This is a genomic window from Legionella sp., from assembly GCF_965140895.1.
Classification (GTDB): Bacteria; Pseudomonadota; Gammaproteobacteria; order Legionellales; family Legionellaceae; genus Legionella.
Window position 1 is genome coordinate 18631 of sequence record NZ_CBCSKT010000157.1, and the last position, 15784, is coordinate 34414.

Below are 15784 nucleotides of genomic sequence, written 5' to 3' on the forward strand. Positions count from 1 at the left end.
TCGCGTTTAAGTATTGGTGTAGGCTAGGCTGAAAAGCCTAGCATTGGAAGTTGCTCATACTGGTTTGCTAGGCTTTTCAGCCCGGCAAACGCTACTAGATTTGAAGTTTATTCTAATCCTTCCGCATTCTTTTTGTTCACTTTATCACGTTCACTTGCAAATTTATCAGCAAGCTCTTTTACAATCTCCGTTAACGTCTGCGGTTCGATAAAGTCACGCTCTTCAGGCGGATAACTGGTTGCTAATTGGAAGTCTTTAATTAACTCATTAGCGACCGTACCGGCGTATTTATCTTTAGCTCCCGATAAGCGCTCAATCGTCATCATTTGATTACGCGTTTCATTAATCGGTAATAATGATTCGGAGAACGTTTCTTTATCACGCACTAATAATGGAGGATCTCCTGCGTTGGCACGTAACGGACTAAATATGGTTAAGGCGCCTTCTACTTCTTCCTCAATTAATTCTTCAACCGGTTCTGGTTCATTAAAATTGTGGAATGCAATTAAGGCGGTTACACCACGCTCAATAGGCTCTGTTACGGTAGATTCGCGTAATAACTTGCTTATGAGAGTAATTTCCTCACTATCCACCGTCTTATTAATCGTTAAATCACCACGTTCAAGAATAGACTGGAATGAAACTAACTGTTTTTGTAACTTCATTAAGTAGTCATCTGGTGGCGGCTCAACTTTTAAGAATTGATTAATTTTTAATTGCTTAACCGGTTTAGGGTTGGCATAAAACATGCGGGCACGTACAATTTTTGATTTGAAGAATATATGCGCCTCACCCTCGGTTTGCTCTTTAAGGTCCAAAAGGTCTACCCTGGCTCTTTTTTCAAATGAAGAACTCTTGCTGTCTGCATAACTATTCGACATGGTATTGTCTTTAGCCTGGAATGAGTCAACCTTAGTAACATAAGCCTCACCCGCAGTTTTGGTAAAGAAGTCCCAGGTTTCAGTAGGATCTTCCAGTTTCATACAAATTTTAATGTTGGTGTTTGCACCGATTGATGCGGCCTCTTCTTTAGATGCTTTTTGGAATGCCGGTAAATCCTGTCCTGCAAAAATCGCGGAGAACCCAAGAGAACGTGCCTGAGCAGGTACCACCGCAAAACCTTGCACCGCATAATACCCGTACTCATCAAGAATACACATATAAGGTGTAGGTGCGTTAGTCGGCTTTCTTAAGATAACGTCGCGGTAATCCCCTTCTACGTCTTCCCCCAAACCGGCTGCCATCATGGCTTTTAAGGAAGACACAATAATCTTACCTAAGTTTGCCAACTCATCGGGTGATTTTTCTAGTGCAGGTAATAACACGACCAAAATTCTGCGATTCAAGATCACATCTTTAAAGTCGACCTCCGCCAAGTTGGTACGAATGATGTGTCCATAGGTATCCGCCAAAGAAGAGAAACTTCGTACGAGCTGCATGGTGATGAAACCATGTTGCTCCAGTACTTGCGATACTTGTTTCCCTTTTTTCTCTTTATTGTAACCAGGCAAGGTATTTAAATAGTTCCGTAATGGGTCAGTAACTAACTTTGGAATCTGTTCAATATTAAGACTCTCCATGTCGTCGCGCGGAAAGACTTTATCAACCACGATTGATTCTAATCGGGTTAAGTCGAAGTAATTACGTATACTGTTCGCATCAAGAAGAATCGCACCGTCATCACGCATGTAAACTAATAAACGCATTAAGGCTTCAACGAACGCGATCGCACGGCCTTTCCACATGTCGCCATCTCCGCCCTGTTGGGAAGAACCCATCAAGCTCACTACCAACTGAGTTAACATACTGGAAGAGCCCTGACAAAATGGATTAAGTGTATTAGATAATCTTTTTTCCTGAGGACCAACAATGTCTCGCGCACCAGTCATGAAGTTAATTAGCAATAAATCGTCTTCACGTCCCATGCTACGAACCATGGAAAATACCTTCGCATAAAGCGAGTTATCCCCCTTTCCGTCCACATAAATAAAACCACTACCTTGAACCAAAGCATTATAAGCAAGAGAAACTAAACATTCTGTTTTACCACTACCGGTTGAACCGAAAATCAATGCATGGGTACGCATGTCATCGTTGGCAAACCACAGCTCCTCTCCGCTTTTACGATCATTACCAAAAAAAGCAATGCCTCGCGCAGTATTAGGCTTATTTATGCCAGGCTTCATGTCATTGTAATCTTTTACTCGAGAAACGAGTGGCAGTCTAAAAGGAAGTTTTTGTTTACGTGTATAGCTGTAAGCAAAGGCTGCGCCCCCGATTATCAATAATAAGGTTGCCACTTCAGATATATAGAATGACGCAGCAGCCAAGGAAAATAGAATAATCGAAACGTTCGTCGGATCAGCAAAAAAATCAGACATCCTCTGCGTTAGGGTTCGCGTGTCCCTAAGGAGGAGGGTAGGATCTACTTCATGACGAGACTCAATACCACGCATCATGGTTCTAACTCCTGCATTTGACGAGGTGATAATTTAACTTCTTTCACGGCTACCTCTAAAGCTCTAATTGCTTCATCGATCATTGGCACTAAAGAACGTCGCCCCATTTCTTTCTCGGCACGCCAATGCGCAAAAGCACCAGCGACTTCCGCATAGGGAGTTTGTCTACCGACACAATTCAACATATACCATAATCGTCGATCAACGGGTTTTAGCCATAAAAATTCGGAACTGGGAACTACTCCATCTTGCCGAGCTTTCTCAAGCAGTGAAGCCAGTACAGTTAAAGTATAGGCATGTTTTCCAGTTAATTCCTGGATCTCCTCCGTATTTTTGTATTTTTCAACTATGGGTCTAGCCACTGAGAAATCAGGTTTGCCTTCCACAAAAGTACGATCTAATACAGATAAAATGTTATTCGCGGCATCACGGTCACGGTTGAAACGCGCCAGAAACACACCAGCCAAAGCATAAGCCTGTGGCGAGCAATGTTCAAATCCATCCCAATAAGGTCCTAACTGTAGCGTAAAAACGCGCTTAGCATCGCCTCGTCTTAGGCCCGCTGTCATTTCCATACCAGGAACTGGGTTATCCAATAAAGCATCATCCTTTTTTAATAAATGATGTTTACGAGCAAACTCCATTGGGGTTAATGCCATAGCCCAAGGCCCTTCGTTAACATCCTGACTCACCAAATCTTCTTTGACGATGGGCATAATTGCCGGCCAGTTAAATTGTTCTTGTGCCCGTAAAGATTTCATATCATGGGCTTTACGGTATTTTAATTTAAGATTAGATTGGTAAAGAACAATAGCCATTACCCCTAATCCCAAAACTACGGGATAACGCATAAAATCACCAACGGCACGCGTGGTATCCGCCAGTTGATCCCAGTCGACTGCATTTGGATCTATTGTTTGCATCAGATAGATTAAGTTAGTTAACTGCTCACTATGTATGAACAGGTTAACTAATTTCGCTTGCCAGATATTTATTTGAAAAACAATCATCACAATATATTGATGCCCAGTTTTCCAAATCAGGAATACAGTAATAAACAATAGCACCGTAATCCATACGGGAGCCATGCCGCTATCGGTGTTTTGTTGTTGCTGTTGAGCCATTAATACGCTCTTATATTAGTTTCATTAATTCAAGTATATACTGCTCTGAGGCATTTTTGCGAGAAATTCAAGGCGAAAAATGATAGAACCATTCTCTCCTGTCCTCACGGCCATTAAGTTAAGCTAACGGCTTAGCTCGTATTTAGACCAACTCCCGTATTACGCTACGCGAATACGGGCTACCTCAGGGACAATATTTTGCTCTCACCCGAGAGGAAATTAGAATTAGGGGGAGCTATTAAATGCAACCTAAGCTGATGTTTCTTTAACTAAACGACCGCGATCATAGTGGTATACACCAGACACGTGCACAAAACGGCTGATATTATCTAAATCTAGGGTTCTATCCTTCAAAGTCAGTAAAAGATTACCTAATTTATCGGACAAAGCTTTATCTGGGGGAAGAGCAATGACACCACTTTGGTTAATAAAAATACCTAAATAAGCTTCATTGATCTTGTTTTCTTTAGTTTTTATTATTGCTTTGGCATGTTCTTCAATGGCATAGATAGGACGCGAAATCATTTGTCGTGGTAAATTAGCAACAATACGCTCCCAAGACTGGATGTTTGAGCCATCCGCCGAATAAAGTGATACAAACACTTCTTGCTGACCACTTCTTAGCGCCATACGATTTGCGAATTGTGTTTCAGCTTGTATTTGTGCTTTAGTACGCGTACCCAGCTGATTCACAAAATTTTCACGAATATCATTTAAATTCTTACCAATGGCACGCAGGAAATTAGACTCCTCCCAAGGGCCATTGTTAATCGCCTCATCTAAAGCTTGAAGAATCGCTTCATTTTGTTGATCTGAGAGTATCTCTTTCATAACACCAACACTCTATCTAATGAGAGGCATAACCTCTCGAATTAAGCCACGAACAATACGTTATTATGATCTAAAAGAAGGAGTTGACACCACATCATCTGCTGCAGCTGTGTTTTCCTGATCTACTGCATTTTTCTGTTCTATTGTGTTCTTATTATTCACAACAGAAACTACTTGGTTATAACAGTTATTTAATAGTTCCACAGCCGTTTTATTAGGCCCAAAATCTACACGAACATGTGCAGCCGTCTCTGTCTGTGTTTTTGCAATGTTAAGAGGATTAACTACTATCCGATGAGCATCTTCAGGTGTCATTGGAACCATTGCACTTACAGCACTGAAAAAAGTGTTTCTACTATCTCTATTTGATGCTGCCATATTACTGCTCCTCAAAAAACTTATACCTTTAACCTGAGTCTAACAAAACAAATCATAAAATGAACTCAAATTTCAATTTACTTTCGAATTCTTTACAATTCACTTAAAAATGACACGCTTAGTCATACATTAACTCATCCAAGGGAGTATAATCTTTACTTGGCCCCCCTTGAACTAATTCATTCACTACATCCGTCATACACAACAATCGCAAAACATTAGGCGTCACTTCATCAAAGACAACACGCAACCCTAATAAAGCCCCTTCTGACTCATCAAATGTTGCACCCAGGCCGTAACCTAGGCATAAAGAACATAATTGATCTGCTCGCTTGGCAATTGCAGGTAATAAACCTGTCTCTGCGAATACTTCATCATAACTTACAAATCGGTCATTCAAATAAAATTTGGCATTCATACTTGCAGCAATGATGCCCATACATTGACTAATAGTTCGTTCCATTGATCACCGCCACCATGGTTGTGCAGACTTAAGACTTCCGGCAAGGAAACCTCTTATCCAACGTAAAAAGACCGGCACAGTAAAGCCATAATGTTCGATGATACCAAAAAAAATTGCGGAAATAAGTACAAGAACTCCAGTCCAAACCCGAATATGCATTAGAAATATAAACAAAGGAAATGCAGCCCGTGCATCCACCAGAAAGAAACGAGCACTACGAGCAGAATCCCTCCAGTGCGCTGTTTCAGCAAAGCCCCCAGCAGCCATACACTTATACCTCAGAAAAATAATTATCTATGGAAAAAGTATATACCTAAGACGCTTAAAAATGCTAGTTTTTGTGCGACTTGATTTCTATGGATGCGATGCAATAAAAACAAACAGCGATTTGTTTTTCCTAGCATTTATCCATTGGAGTTAATTTTTTAGATGGCCCACCTAAAGCATTCATTAATACATTTTTCATATCAGGCTCAGGCCTGACTGAAGGTGTTAATTGGGGGGTGTCATGGCTTTGGAGTTCAGATTCAACTTCTGCTTGTTCAGCGTGCCGCGGGGCAATAGCGGTAGATAGGCCTAATCTTCCTAATATTCTAGCATGGCTGTTCATCTAAAACTCCTCTTGCGACACATATAACTTCGAAGATAACACAAATAGCTTAAGAAACTATTAAGACACCAATTTTTTTAAAGGCTCGTTACAACAAGAGATAGGACGAATTAGCCCCCAGATTTTATTGAAACCTGATCTTCTTGCTCTAACTTCTAGTTCAGAACAAGAGCGCAATGCTGTCAAGTACTCTTTGCATGATTTTTATTTAATCCTGCAATGATTCTGATTTGGATGTAACCGGTTGGTGAGTTCACTTGTTGCATGATTCGCAATTTTACTGGAACACGTATGAAACAAAAACCTCTTGAGGCAAATATAGCCCCCAAATAATCTTGCCGTTCTAGAGCATGAGCAACCCATTAATTATTACTAAAATATACAAACTGTTTTCAAATAACTTAGTTCTGCGTGCATTTTAAAAAATTTCTCTTGTACACCGAAAATTCTATTGAGTAGTGGGGGCATTTTACGTTATGGTAAAACTACCTAATTACATGATTAGGCTTCATTTAAGGATAAAAAGAATACAATTGCTCCGTATGTTGCAGCAATTGAGAACTAGAGCAAAAGGAGAATTTGATATGGCTAGGGGCGAAGTTAAATGGTTTAATAATGCCAAAGGATGGGGATTTATTATTCCAGAACAAGGCGGCGATGATATTTTTGTTCACTTTTCATCAATCGATGGCACTGGCTATAAGACATTAGTCCCTGGACAGGTAGTAACCTATGAAGTGGGACAAGGCGATAAAGGTCTTCATGCAGCAAATGTTTTTGTAGTCACTGAAGCTACTGAGCTAGAAATGGCCTAATCAGCTGATGCGGCGTTGTAATTGCCTAACTTCGTTTCGCGTTATAAAAGTCATGTGTCTTTTATGCCAAACTCAGGTTAATTAATAATGCCGCTGCGACTAAATTTGCCTCAATTACTGAATTCAGAGCCATCTTCAGGTATGATGATCCTAATTTTATTAAGATCAATATTATCTAATGAGACGTGGTTTATTACTTATTAATCTAGGAACTCCTAAAACCCCATATGTACCTGCTGTTCGCAGTTATTTACGCGCATTTTTAACAGACAAACGCGTTATTGATTTGCCTGCGCTACTTCGTTATCTCCTGGTGTATGTTTTGATACTACCCTTTCGAGCAAAACGATCTGCCCATGCCTATCAAGCAATTTGGACGGAGCGAGGCTCACCGCTGCTGTGGCATAGCCAAAATTTATTAACTCAAGTTCAAGAAGAATTAGGTTCTAAGTATGACGTAGTCTTAGGAATGCGTTATGGTGAACCCTCTATTGCAGAGCAGTTAAATCAGCTTAAGCATTGCGAATCGATTACTATTTTGCCTTTATATCCACAATATTCTTCAGCGGCTAGTGGCTCATCTATTGAAGAAACACTGAAAATTATTAGCTCCTGGGATCTAATTCCGTCGATAACCGTGATCCGTGATTTTTTTCAACACCCGGCCTATATCAAAGCGCAAGCTGCGGTGATTAAAGAACAAGCGAACGAATATGAGCATATTCTTTTTAGCTATCATGGAATACCTGAGCGCCAAATTACTAAAAATAACTGCAAATCAATCTGTACTGATACCTGCCCTGTGATCTCAGAACAGAACCATGGCTGTTATAAAGCCCAATGCCACCAAAGCAGTCGCTTATTAGCCAAAGAACTGCAATTATCAGAGCAGCAATACAGTACCGCATTCCAGTCTCGATTAGGTAGAACCCCCTGGATCAAACCGTACACAGATGAAATGCTTAACCAGATTGCGGCTCAAGGGATTAAAAAACTAGTGATCGCCTGCCCTTCATTTGTCGCGGACTGTCTTGAAACATTAGAAGAGATCAACATCCAGGCGAAACAACAATGGCTCGCTTTAGGCGGAACACAATTAATTGTAGTGCCCTGTTTAAATGAACACCCCCTATGGGTAAAAGCAATTGCGGAGATTGTTTCTGAGTAAAAATCACTAACCGTAACATAGTTGATTATAACGATATCGTCTACACATCTGTTTAAACTCCAGCGTACCCGAGTTCTACGTCCCGCAGCTTGTCTTCGATACGTAGGCAGAAAAGAGGTGGCGAAAATACCGTTGATTACACCTTAAAAATCATGCTTAGCTAATTCTGGCAGTCTGCAACGAGCTCCCTCATGAACAGACACTTTACCCCCTACTCTACATCCAAATTTTCATGTACTATGGCGAAAATTGTACTTTTAAATTTATTTTCTATCAGGAGGATTAGAGTGAAACGGATATTTATTTTATGGTTTTTTCTGGTTACGCAAGCTGTTGGTGCAGTATTTAGTCCCGAAGAAGTTAGCAAATTAAAAGCAAATTTTTTAGCAAACATTCATCCTAATGGCGCAATTATCGCCTCCCCCTCGCAACACAATCCAAACTATTATTATGATTGGGTCCGCGATTCAGCTATTGCCATGAACTTAATTGAAAGCTGGTATGAGGAAAATCACTCCGCAGCAAATAAAGAGCGCATATTTCATTATGTTTCATGGACGAGGATGATCCAGCACCAAAACGATCCCCTGCCCGGACAAGATATTCTGGGCGAACCTAAGTTTTACATTAACGGTTCTCCCTTTGATGGCTCCTGGGGCAGACCACAAAATGATGGTCCGGCAATAAGAGCAGTCGCATTAATTCGTTTTGCCCAGCAATTATTAAATCAAAATGAAATAGAGTATGTGCAAACGTATTTGTATAACACAGGCATGAAACCACGCGGGATGAGCGTGATTAAGTTAGACCTGGAATACATAGCCCACCACTGGACTGATGAAAACTTTGACCTCTGGGAAGAGGTTTATGGTAATCATTTTTTCACCACCATGGTACAGCAAAAAGCTTTACTTGATGGTGCCGCTCTTGCTCGCCGTATGGATGATGAACGTGCCGCTATTTATTATGAACAGCAAGCGCGACTGATGGATTATCGTTTATTCCAACATTTAGATCAAAAAAATCAACTAATCCAAGCCACTATTCCACCTCATTTGGGTCCGCAAAAAAACATGGAGCTGGATTCAGCAGTAATCTTGGGCATATTATTTAACCCCCAACGAGGATTATTAGCTCCCAATAGCATTTATGTGGAAAAAACCATTAATGCCTTGCATAAACAATTTAACCAAATGTTCCCCATCAATGAGAATAATTCAGGGGCTATTTTGTTCGGTCGTTATCCTGGTGATACTTATGATGGTTATCAAACTAATAGCCAAGGTAATCCCTGGTTTATTTTAACCGCAACCATGGCTGAGTATTATTATGCTTTAGCCGATATGTTGTCTGCGAAGCAAAACCAAAATGCGCTGATGAAAAAATACATTGAAACCGGTGATGCCTATTTAGAGCTTGTCAAAAAATATGCACCTGACATGAATTTAGCAGAGCAGGTTAATTTAAATACTGGCGTTCAACAAGGAGCCAAATCGTTAACCTGGAGTTATGTATCGATTCTTCATGCTCTTGAGTCAAGAAATAAAGTAACAGCTAAATTACACTAAAAATCAGTGAGGTACAGTAAATACAGATCGTCAATGTAGCCTGGTTGATTACAACCAGGTCTATCCAAGCCCCGCCCAATACCTCCCTCTAACTCTAATTTCCTCCGTGGGCGAGGAGCTCCTTAACAAGACAGCTAGAGATTTACCCCCAACTACGGATTCCTTGTCGTGTAGAAAAACATAATTCAGTTATTAATGACCAATCATTTTTCTTGATTGCTTCATCCGGAACAATCCATGAACCACCAACACAAGTCACATTAGGCAGGGTCAGGAAGTCGGAAAAATTAGACTCATTAATCCCTCCGGTTGCACAAAATCGCGCTTGCGGAAAAGGGCCATAAAATGAACGCAGCATCGGAACCCCGCCTGCGGCAACAGCAGGAAAAAACTTAAAGTGGGTATATCCTAAAGCCAATCCGTCCATAAGCTCGGAAACACTAGTCACTCCAGGAATAAAAGGAATGTTACCGTTAATCCCCGCCCTTAGTAAATCTTGAGTAGAACCAGGACTAAAGGCAAATTTCGCCCCCATTTCCATAGCTTGATCTAGCTGTTCAGGTGTAACAACAGTGCCAACACCTATTAACGCATCAGGAAAGGTATGCACTAATACACGTACAGCCTCAAGAGCTATTGGTGTCCTTAAAGTAATTTCCAGGGCATTAACCCCCCCCTGCAAATAATGCGGTAGCTAAAGGAATAGCCTGCTCGAGCTCTTTAATTTGAATTACAGGAATTACCGGTGAGGAACAAAACACCGTATCTGCTTGCACAGCCCAATTAGAAAATGACATCTTGGTCTCCTTTTCGTACCCGTTCAATCTGATGTTGCAAACGCTGCTTCAAATGTACTGCAGCACCTAATATCCCGGGCTGTTTTGCAGTAATTACATAAGTAGGAATTTGCGCATTAAAACTACTGAAACGTCCTTTTTCTTCAAACCTAATTCTAAAATCACTTTGATTCATTAATGAAAGCAAACGTGGAACAATACCACCCGCGATATAAACACCACCAAAGGCCGCAAAGATTAAAGCCAAATCGCCAGCATAAGCACCTAGAATTGCTAAAAATTGCGCCACGGTTGCCCCAGCAACTACTGATTCACCCGCTAAGGCTAAAGCAACTATTTGTGCGGCTGGCAATGGGCTTTCAGCCTGCTGATGAAATGCAGCCAGTGCACGATATAAGTTTTCTAATCCCTGACCTGATAATAAGCGCTCATAAGAAACATGACCATATATTTTATTGAGATAGCAGGCAATAAACCATTCTTGCTCTGTTTTGGCTCCCCAACTTACATGGCCCCCTTCCCCCCCATAAGCAATATAACTCTGATTCTGGGGAACTAAATGCGCAACACCCAAGCCAGTGCCCGCACCAAGAACTACACGAGTTTTATTTTTATCCACAATGCCCTGGCCAAATTGCACTAATTCGGATTCAGACAATTCAGGAAGGCTCATCGCGATGGCATTAAAATCATTTAATACCAAAAGCTCAGATAAACCCAATTTTTGTTGCAGCTCATTAATTGAAAATTGCCAATGAGCATTCGTCATAAAAATCTCATCACCCAACACTGGACAGGCAATCGCAATCGCTACTTGGCTAATATGCTCTAACCCATGTTTGCGTTGATAAGCTAATAATACAGATTCAAGACTGCTGTATTCAGCACAAGAATAAATTTGAATTGTATCGATAACTAAGGTATCCAAGCGTACGCGGCTAAAACGAGCAAACGTTCCGCCAATGTCCGCAACTATCGCATATAAATCAAACTCATCAAACCTCATAAGCAGACTCTCTTCCTTGAAATAAACTACAAGCTCCCTGCTCTGCACCAGTAAACTGGGTACGTAAACTACCAAATAATTCGCGCCCTGTGCCATAATAAAGCCCATCAGAACTCATTACAGCAGCACGACGTAAGCTTAACTCGTCCTCGCTAACAAGTAACTCTAATTGACCTTGTTCTGCATCAATAATAACCATATCCCCCGTTTCAACCCGGGCCAATACACCATTATCTAAAGCTTCGGGCGTCACATGAATTGCGGCCGGAACTTTGCCTGAAGCACCAGACATACGGCCATCAGTAACTAAAGCAACTTGATATCCTTTATCCATCAATACACCCAATTTCGGTGTTAGCTGATGCAGTTCTGGCATGCCACAGGCTTTAGGTCCTTGAAAACGCAAAACCACAACACAGTCTTTATTCAAAGCACCTTGTTTAAACAGTTGCTCAAACTCCTCTTGGCTGGAGCAAACCACGGCAGGCGCTTTAATTTTATTTTTCCCCGGAGCAAGGCCTGAAGTTTTAAACACCGCGCGGCCCAGGTTTCCACTCAAGACTTGTAACCCACCTTGAGATCTAAATGGGGTTGTACTTGCCGTTAGCACGGCCTCATCGTTTGAAACGCTGGGGCCATCAACCCAATGCAGTTGCCCATCACCTAAGATGGGTTGGCGAGTATAGCGCTCTAATCCATGGCCGATGACCGTATCGACATCCACATGCAACAATTGGGCATCCAGTAAGGTACGAATAAAATAAGCTAAACCACCTGCACGTTGAAACTGATTCACATCCGCAGAACCATTAGGATAGATCTTCGTGATTAATGGGGTTACTGCTGATAATTGAGCAAAATCATCCCAATTAACGATGTAACCTGCCATCGCCGCAATGGCAATTAAATGCATGGTATGATTCGTCGAGCCTCCTGATGCTAATAGAGCAACAATCCCATTGACTATATTTTTGACATCCATTAGCTGACCAATTGGTAAGTACTGCTCTCCTAAATCAGTCAAAGTAAGCACTTGTTGTGCGGCAGCTTGTGTTAAGGCATCGCGTAATGGGGTTCCGGGATTAATAAAAGAGGAACCTGGAAGTTGTATTCCCATCACCTCAATCACTAATTGATTCGAGTTTGCGGTCCCATAAAAAGTACAGGTTCCTGGGGAATGATATGAGGCAGATTCGGCTTCCAACAAAGCCGCTTTGTCTACTTTACCTTCAGCATATAATTGGCGAATCCGGGCTTTTTCATAATTCGAAATTCCGGATGGCATTGGTCCGGCAGGAACAAAAATAAAGGGTAAATGACCGAAACTTAAAGCCGCCATTAATAATCCAGGGACAATTTTATCGCAAATTCCCAACATTAAGGCACCATCAAACATATTATGTGATAAAGCAATTGCCGCAGACATAGCGATCACATCCCGGCTGAGCAAACTCAACTCCATGCCAGGCTGGCCTTGAGTAATTCCATCACACATTGCAGGAACACCACCTGCAAATTGAGCAACTCCGCCTGCTGCCGCAATGGCTTCTTTGATCAAATCAGGATAACCCACATAGGGTTGATGTGCCGAGAGCATCTCGTTATAAGCAGAAACGATGGCGATATTCGCTTTTTTCACGCCACTCAAACTGGCTTTGTCTTTCAGCGCACAGGCAGCAAAACCATGTGCTAAATTGCCACAATGTAACATGGTCCGTTGAGGACCACGAATGCGGGCCTTTTCCATCTGCTCAAGATAGAACGCACGGCCACGTGCACTACGTTCACGAATTCGGGCGGTGACTTGGTCAACTACTGGGTGCATTTTAATTCCTCATGGTGCATACATCACCTGTACATCAGCTTGAGGGCTATTTAAAAAAGCGCTAATGGGCATAATCATGGGATCAGGCTGAGCCATGGCTTGATGCAATACCGCTAATTTATTTTGCCCCTTCAAGTGTAAAAATATAACTCGACTGTCTAATAACCTTCTTTTTGATAGGCTAACACGTTGGTGAACACTGGTTTTGGGATTGACGAAAAGTACCGCTGGAGCATTCTCATCGAGCCCTAAGTTTAATTCATCCGCACTTGGAAATAAGGAGGCAGTATGCCCATCATCCCCCATCCCCAAAATGACTACATCAAAGGTGGGTAAGGCAGAAATCTCTTGTTTTACATGATGTAAATCGGGATCCGTTTCAGAATATAAACTTATAAAGTGAGCGGCCTTTGCCTCATGCTGCAGCAGTAATTGCCTCAGCATGCGCTCATTACTATTATCATCATCAAGTGGCACACAACGCTCATCCGCCAAAGTAATGATCACCTTAGACCACGGTAATTCAACTTGTGCTAAAACCTGAAACAAATCAGCCGGTGTTTTACCGCCAGAAACCACTAAAAAAGCACGCCCTCGCTGGGTTATTGCATCAAGCAAGAGATGCTTTAATTGAAACACTAAATCGCTAACTAATAAATCTGCATCACCAAAACTATGTAACTGCATTTTGCTCCCCCCATACATGAGCTTTGCCATTGTATAAGCGAATCACCTCTAAAGGTCCCCAAGTTCCGGAAGGGTAAGTATATAATGGAATAGACTGTCTTTCCCAAGCCTGTTTAATATTATCGATCCATTTCCAAGCCTGCTCCACCTCTTCTCGGCCGACAAATAGGTATTGATTCCCTAACATTACCTCCAATAACAAACGTTCATAGGCATCAGCAATACGTTGGGTGTTAAAATTTAAATCCAACTTACTGTCACGTAGCTGCATACTGTCACTAAGCCCAGGAACTTTGTTCATCATCCGCACCTCAACCCCTTCATCAGGCTGTAAACGGATAATCAATCGGTTAGGTGATAATTCTTGTTTTAATTGTTGAAAAATATTGTACGGCTGCTGCTTAAAATAGATTACGACTTCACTTTGCTTTTTAGGTAATCGTTTGCCTGTGAGTAGATAAAATGGCACGCCAGACCAGCGCCAGTTGTCAATAAACGCTTTAATGGCAACAAAAGTTTCTGTTTTGGAGTTTTTATACGCTCCATCCTCATCCAAATAACCAGGAACCTTTTGTCCCTTGATGGTATTGCTAATGTATTGAGCACGTATTGTTTGATCATGAACATGCGCCTCATTAATAAAGCGCAGACTTTTTAATACCTTTAATTTTTCACTGCGGATACAGTCCGCAGAAAGACTCATTGGCGGCTCCATCGCCACCAAAGCCACGATTTGCAACAAATGATTCTGGAGCATATCGCGCATTTGCCCCGATTTGTCATAATAAGACCAACGCCCCTCCACACCAACTTCTTCAGCAACGGAGATTTCAACTTTTTCAATCATACTGTGATCCCAGTTTGATGAAAAAATTGCATTAGCAAAGCGAAGAACCAAAAGATTTAAAACTGTTTCTTTTCCTAAATAATGATCGATACGATAGATCTGATCTTCAGAAAAGAAATGAGCTACCTGATCATTGATGACAATTGAAGAGGGTAAATCATGGCCAATGGGTTTTTCTAAAACTACTCGTGATGGTTGATGAGTCAAGCCGATGGTAGACAAGCCTTGGCAGGTTTGCGCATATAAAGATGGTGGGATTGCAAAATAAGAAATGGCCACTCGTTCTGCAGGACGGACATATTCGGCTAATTTGAAATAATCCTCAGGTTTTGCCATATCTAGATGACAATAAATTAGTCGTTGCGTGAGACGAGTCCATGCCTCCTCATTCAAAGCCTCATACGTGAACAGTTCGATTTTTCCCTGCATAAGTTGAATGAAATCTGCTAAAGTAAAATCCTCACGCGCACAACCAATAATCCGAGTGTCTGGATGTAACAATTGTGCACATTCCAGCTGATATAATGCAGGGAATAATTTACGACAGGATAAGTCGCCTAAGGCACCGAATATTATTAAATCACAAGGATATTTCGCTGCAACATCTTCAATCATAGGTCATCCTACATTGTGCCGAATTCAAGTGAAATCAATACTAAATTGAAAGGGAACGTAGATCAACCAAATTCCATCCAACATTGCAAAACTAAGGTTTTATGCTATATCAAAATAATAGAACGGGTTTACTTTTCTCTAAATCAAAGAAACGGGAGAACTATATGCTTAACAGACGATTTTCTGAACGACTAAATAAAGAACTCGATAATATTGGCGTGCCTGTGCCAACTAATGAACGTATTGAAGTCTTATCCAAATTAATCAAAATCCCCAAGTTCAAAGCAGAGGCGTTACTTAATGGCGCAACAATTCCTGATACCGCAATATTGGATAGCTTAGCCAAAGAGTTCGAAGTAAGTGCTGACTGGCTTGTTGGAAAAAATGAATCGCCCCATTAATATGCAAAAACCTTGCTATACTCTTAGTAAGATTTATTGCAGAGCGCACACAATATGGGCATCTTTAACAAACAAAAAAACGACCTTATCACAATGATAGGAAAATATGGCCCTTACAACACTGAATCATGTTTAAGCAATGAAGGCCAAAGAGCGTTATGTAAAGGAGTTAGCAAGTACCTAAGCTCTC

Annotated in this window: 15 protein-coding genes and 1 pseudogene; 4 read left to right on the forward strand and 12 right to left on the reverse strand. The window is 41.3% G+C overall.

The window, feature by feature from the left end; all coding sequences use genetic code 11:
- Positions 1–107: 107 nt before the first annotated feature.
- The 7 genes from ACQY7T_RS13910 to ACQY7T_RS13940 form a co-directional block, all read right to left on the reverse strand.
- Positions 108–2459 (reverse strand): TraM recognition domain-containing protein, encoded by a 2352-nt coding sequence (locus ACQY7T_RS13910; protein WP_428414127.1) that lies wholly within the window; start codon positions 2457–2459, stop codon positions 108–110.
- A complete protein-coding gene (gene icmP, locus ACQY7T_RS13915) occupies positions 2456–3583 on the reverse strand; it encodes a type IVB secretion system coupling complex protein DotM/IcmP (RefSeq protein ID WP_428414128.1) in 1128 nt (375 codons plus the stop codon). The genes ACQY7T_RS13910 and icmP overlap by 4 nt, the downstream gene beginning before the upstream one ends.
- 249 nt (positions 3584–3832) lie before the next feature.
- Positions 3833–4414 carry a Dot/Icm secretion system protein IcmQ gene (icmQ, locus tag ACQY7T_RS13920; RefSeq protein WP_428414129.1) on the reverse strand — a complete coding sequence of 194 codons (582 nt, stop codon included), beginning with the start codon at positions 4412–4414 and terminating at the stop codon, positions 3833–3835.
- Between the two features lie 63 nt (positions 4415–4477).
- A complete protein-coding gene (locus tag ACQY7T_RS13925; protein WP_428414130.1) occupies positions 4478–4792 on the reverse strand; it encodes a hypothetical protein in 315 nt (104 codons plus the stop codon).
- A gap of 118 nt (positions 4793–4910) precedes the next feature.
- The gene (locus ACQY7T_RS13930) at positions 4911–5255 is read right to left on the reverse strand and encodes a type IV secretion IcmS family protein (protein ID WP_400187757.1); all 345 of its coding nucleotides are present in this window, start codon (positions 5253–5255) and stop codon (positions 4911–4913) included.
- A gap of 3 nt (positions 5256–5258) precedes the next feature.
- Positions 5259–5522 (reverse strand): IcmT/TraK family protein, encoded by a 264-nt coding sequence (gene icmT, locus ACQY7T_RS13935; RefSeq protein ID WP_428414131.1) that lies wholly within the window; start codon positions 5520–5522, stop codon positions 5259–5261.
- 130 nt (positions 5523–5652) lie between these two features.
- On the reverse strand, positions 5653–5865 hold the full coding sequence (locus ACQY7T_RS13940; protein WP_428414132.1) for a hypothetical protein: 213 nt from the start codon (positions 5863–5865) through the stop codon (positions 5653–5655).
- 584 nt (positions 5866–6449) lie between these two features.
- Here ACQY7T_RS13940 and ACQY7T_RS13945 point away from each other — a divergent pair.
- The 3 genes from ACQY7T_RS13945 to ACQY7T_RS13955 all read left to right on the forward strand — a co-directional run bounded on the left by ACQY7T_RS13945 (position 6450) and on the right by ACQY7T_RS13955 (position 9416).
- Entirely contained in the window at positions 6450–6680 is a 231-nt protein-coding gene (locus tag ACQY7T_RS13945) for a cold-shock protein (RefSeq protein ID WP_428414133.1), read from the forward strand.
- 178 nt (positions 6681–6858) lie between these two features.
- Positions 6859–7848 carry a ferrochelatase gene (hemH, locus tag ACQY7T_RS13950; protein WP_428414134.1) on the forward strand — a complete coding sequence of 330 codons (990 nt, stop codon included), beginning with the start codon at positions 6859–6861 and terminating at the stop codon, positions 7846–7848.
- 239 nt (positions 7849–8087) lie between these two features.
- Complete coding sequence (locus tag ACQY7T_RS13955; protein WP_428414144.1) at positions 8088–9416, forward strand: glycoside hydrolase family 15 protein; 1329 nt, start codon at positions 8088–8090, stop codon at positions 9414–9416.
- A gap of 142 nt (positions 9417–9558) precedes the next feature.
- Here ACQY7T_RS13955 and ACQY7T_RS13960 read toward each other — a convergent pair.
- The 5 genes and pseudogenes from ACQY7T_RS13960 to zwf form a co-directional block, all read right to left on the reverse strand.
- Positions 9559–10213: pseudogene (locus ACQY7T_RS13960) on the reverse strand (bifunctional 4-hydroxy-2-oxoglutarate aldolase/2-dehydro-3-deoxy-phosphogluconate aldolase).
- On the reverse strand, positions 10200–11219 hold the full coding sequence (gene glk, locus ACQY7T_RS13965) for a glucokinase (protein ID WP_428414135.1): 1020 nt from the start codon (positions 11217–11219) through the stop codon (positions 10200–10202). Before glk ends, ACQY7T_RS13960 begins: the two are co-directional and overlap by 14 nt.
- Positions 11209–13044 carry a phosphogluconate dehydratase gene (gene edd, locus ACQY7T_RS13970; RefSeq protein WP_428414136.1) on the reverse strand — a complete coding sequence of 612 codons (1836 nt, stop codon included), beginning with the start codon at positions 13042–13044 and terminating at the stop codon, positions 11209–11211. Before edd ends, glk begins: the two co-directional genes overlap by 11 nt.
- Before the next feature lie 9 nt (positions 13045–13053).
- Entirely contained in the window at positions 13054–13731 is a 678-nt protein-coding gene (gene pgl / locus ACQY7T_RS13975) for a 6-phosphogluconolactonase (RefSeq protein WP_428414137.1), read from the reverse strand.
- Entirely contained in the window at positions 13718–15193 is a 1476-nt protein-coding gene (gene zwf, locus ACQY7T_RS13980; protein ID WP_428414139.1) for a glucose-6-phosphate dehydrogenase, read from the reverse strand. The genes pgl and zwf overlap by 14 nt, the downstream gene beginning before the upstream one ends.
- A gap of 164 nt (positions 15194–15357) precedes the next feature.
- On the opposite strand from zwf, the gene ACQY7T_RS13985 reads away from it, so the two are divergent.
- On the forward strand, positions 15358–15594 hold the full coding sequence (locus ACQY7T_RS13985) for a hypothetical protein (protein WP_428414140.1): 237 nt from the start codon (positions 15358–15360) through the stop codon (positions 15592–15594).
- Positions 15595–15784: the final 190 nt, after the last annotated feature.

What these genes read in the sequence shown, in the direction of transcription:
- icmP (WP_428414128.1), bottom strand. Translation starts at nt 3,583, where the DNA reads ATGGCTCAACAGCAACAACAAAACACCGATAGCGGCATGGCTCCCGTA.
- pgl (WP_428414137.1), bottom strand. Translation starts at nt 13,731, where the DNA reads ATGCAGTTACATAGTTTTGGTGATGCAGATTTATTAGTTAGCGATTTA.
- ACQY7T_RS13930 (WP_400187757.1), bottom strand. Translation starts at nt 5,255, where the DNA reads ATGGAACGAACTATTAGTCAATGTATGGGCATCATTGCTGCAAGTATG.
- ACQY7T_RS13945 (WP_428414133.1), top strand. Translation starts at nt 6,450, where the DNA reads ATGGCTAGGGGCGAAGTTAAATGGTTTAATAATGCCAAAGGATGGGGA.
- edd (WP_428414136.1), bottom strand. Translation starts at nt 13,044, where the DNA reads ATGCACCCAGTAGTTGACCAAGTCACCGCCCGAATTCGTGAACGTAGT.
- icmQ (WP_428414129.1), bottom strand. Translation starts at nt 4,414, where the DNA reads ATGAAAGAGATACTCTCAGATCAACAAAATGAAGCGATTCTTCAAGCT.
- ACQY7T_RS13925 (WP_428414130.1), bottom strand. Translation starts at nt 4,792, where the DNA reads ATGGCAGCATCAAATAGAGATAGTAGAAACACTTTTTTCAGTGCTGTA.
- glk (WP_428414135.1), bottom strand. Translation starts at nt 11,219, where the DNA reads ATGAGGTTTGATGAGTTTGATTTATATGCGATAGTTGCGGACATTGGC.
- icmT (WP_428414131.1), bottom strand. Translation starts at nt 5,522, where the DNA reads ATGGCTGCTGGGGGCTTTGCTGAAACAGCGCACTGGAGGGATTCTGCT.
- ACQY7T_RS13985 (WP_428414140.1), top strand. Translation starts at nt 15,358, where the DNA reads ATGCTTAACAGACGATTTTCTGAACGACTAAATAAAGAACTCGATAAT.
- ACQY7T_RS13940 (WP_428414132.1), bottom strand. Translation starts at nt 5,865, where the DNA reads ATGAACAGCCATGCTAGAATATTAGGAAGATTAGGCCTATCTACCGCT.
- hemH (WP_428414134.1), top strand. Translation starts at nt 6,859, where the DNA reads ATGAGACGTGGTTTATTACTTATTAATCTAGGAACTCCTAAAACCCCA.
- ACQY7T_RS13910 (WP_428414127.1), bottom strand. Translation starts at nt 2,459, where the DNA reads ATGATGCGTGGTATTGAGTCTCGTCATGAAGTAGATCCTACCCTCCTC.
- ACQY7T_RS13955 (WP_428414144.1), top strand. Translation starts at nt 8,088, where the DNA reads ATGGCGAAAATTGTACTTTTAAATTTATTTTCTATCAGGAGGATTAGA.
- zwf (WP_428414139.1), bottom strand. Translation starts at nt 15,193, where the DNA reads ATGATTGAAGATGTTGCAGCGAAATATCCTTGTGATTTAATAATATTC.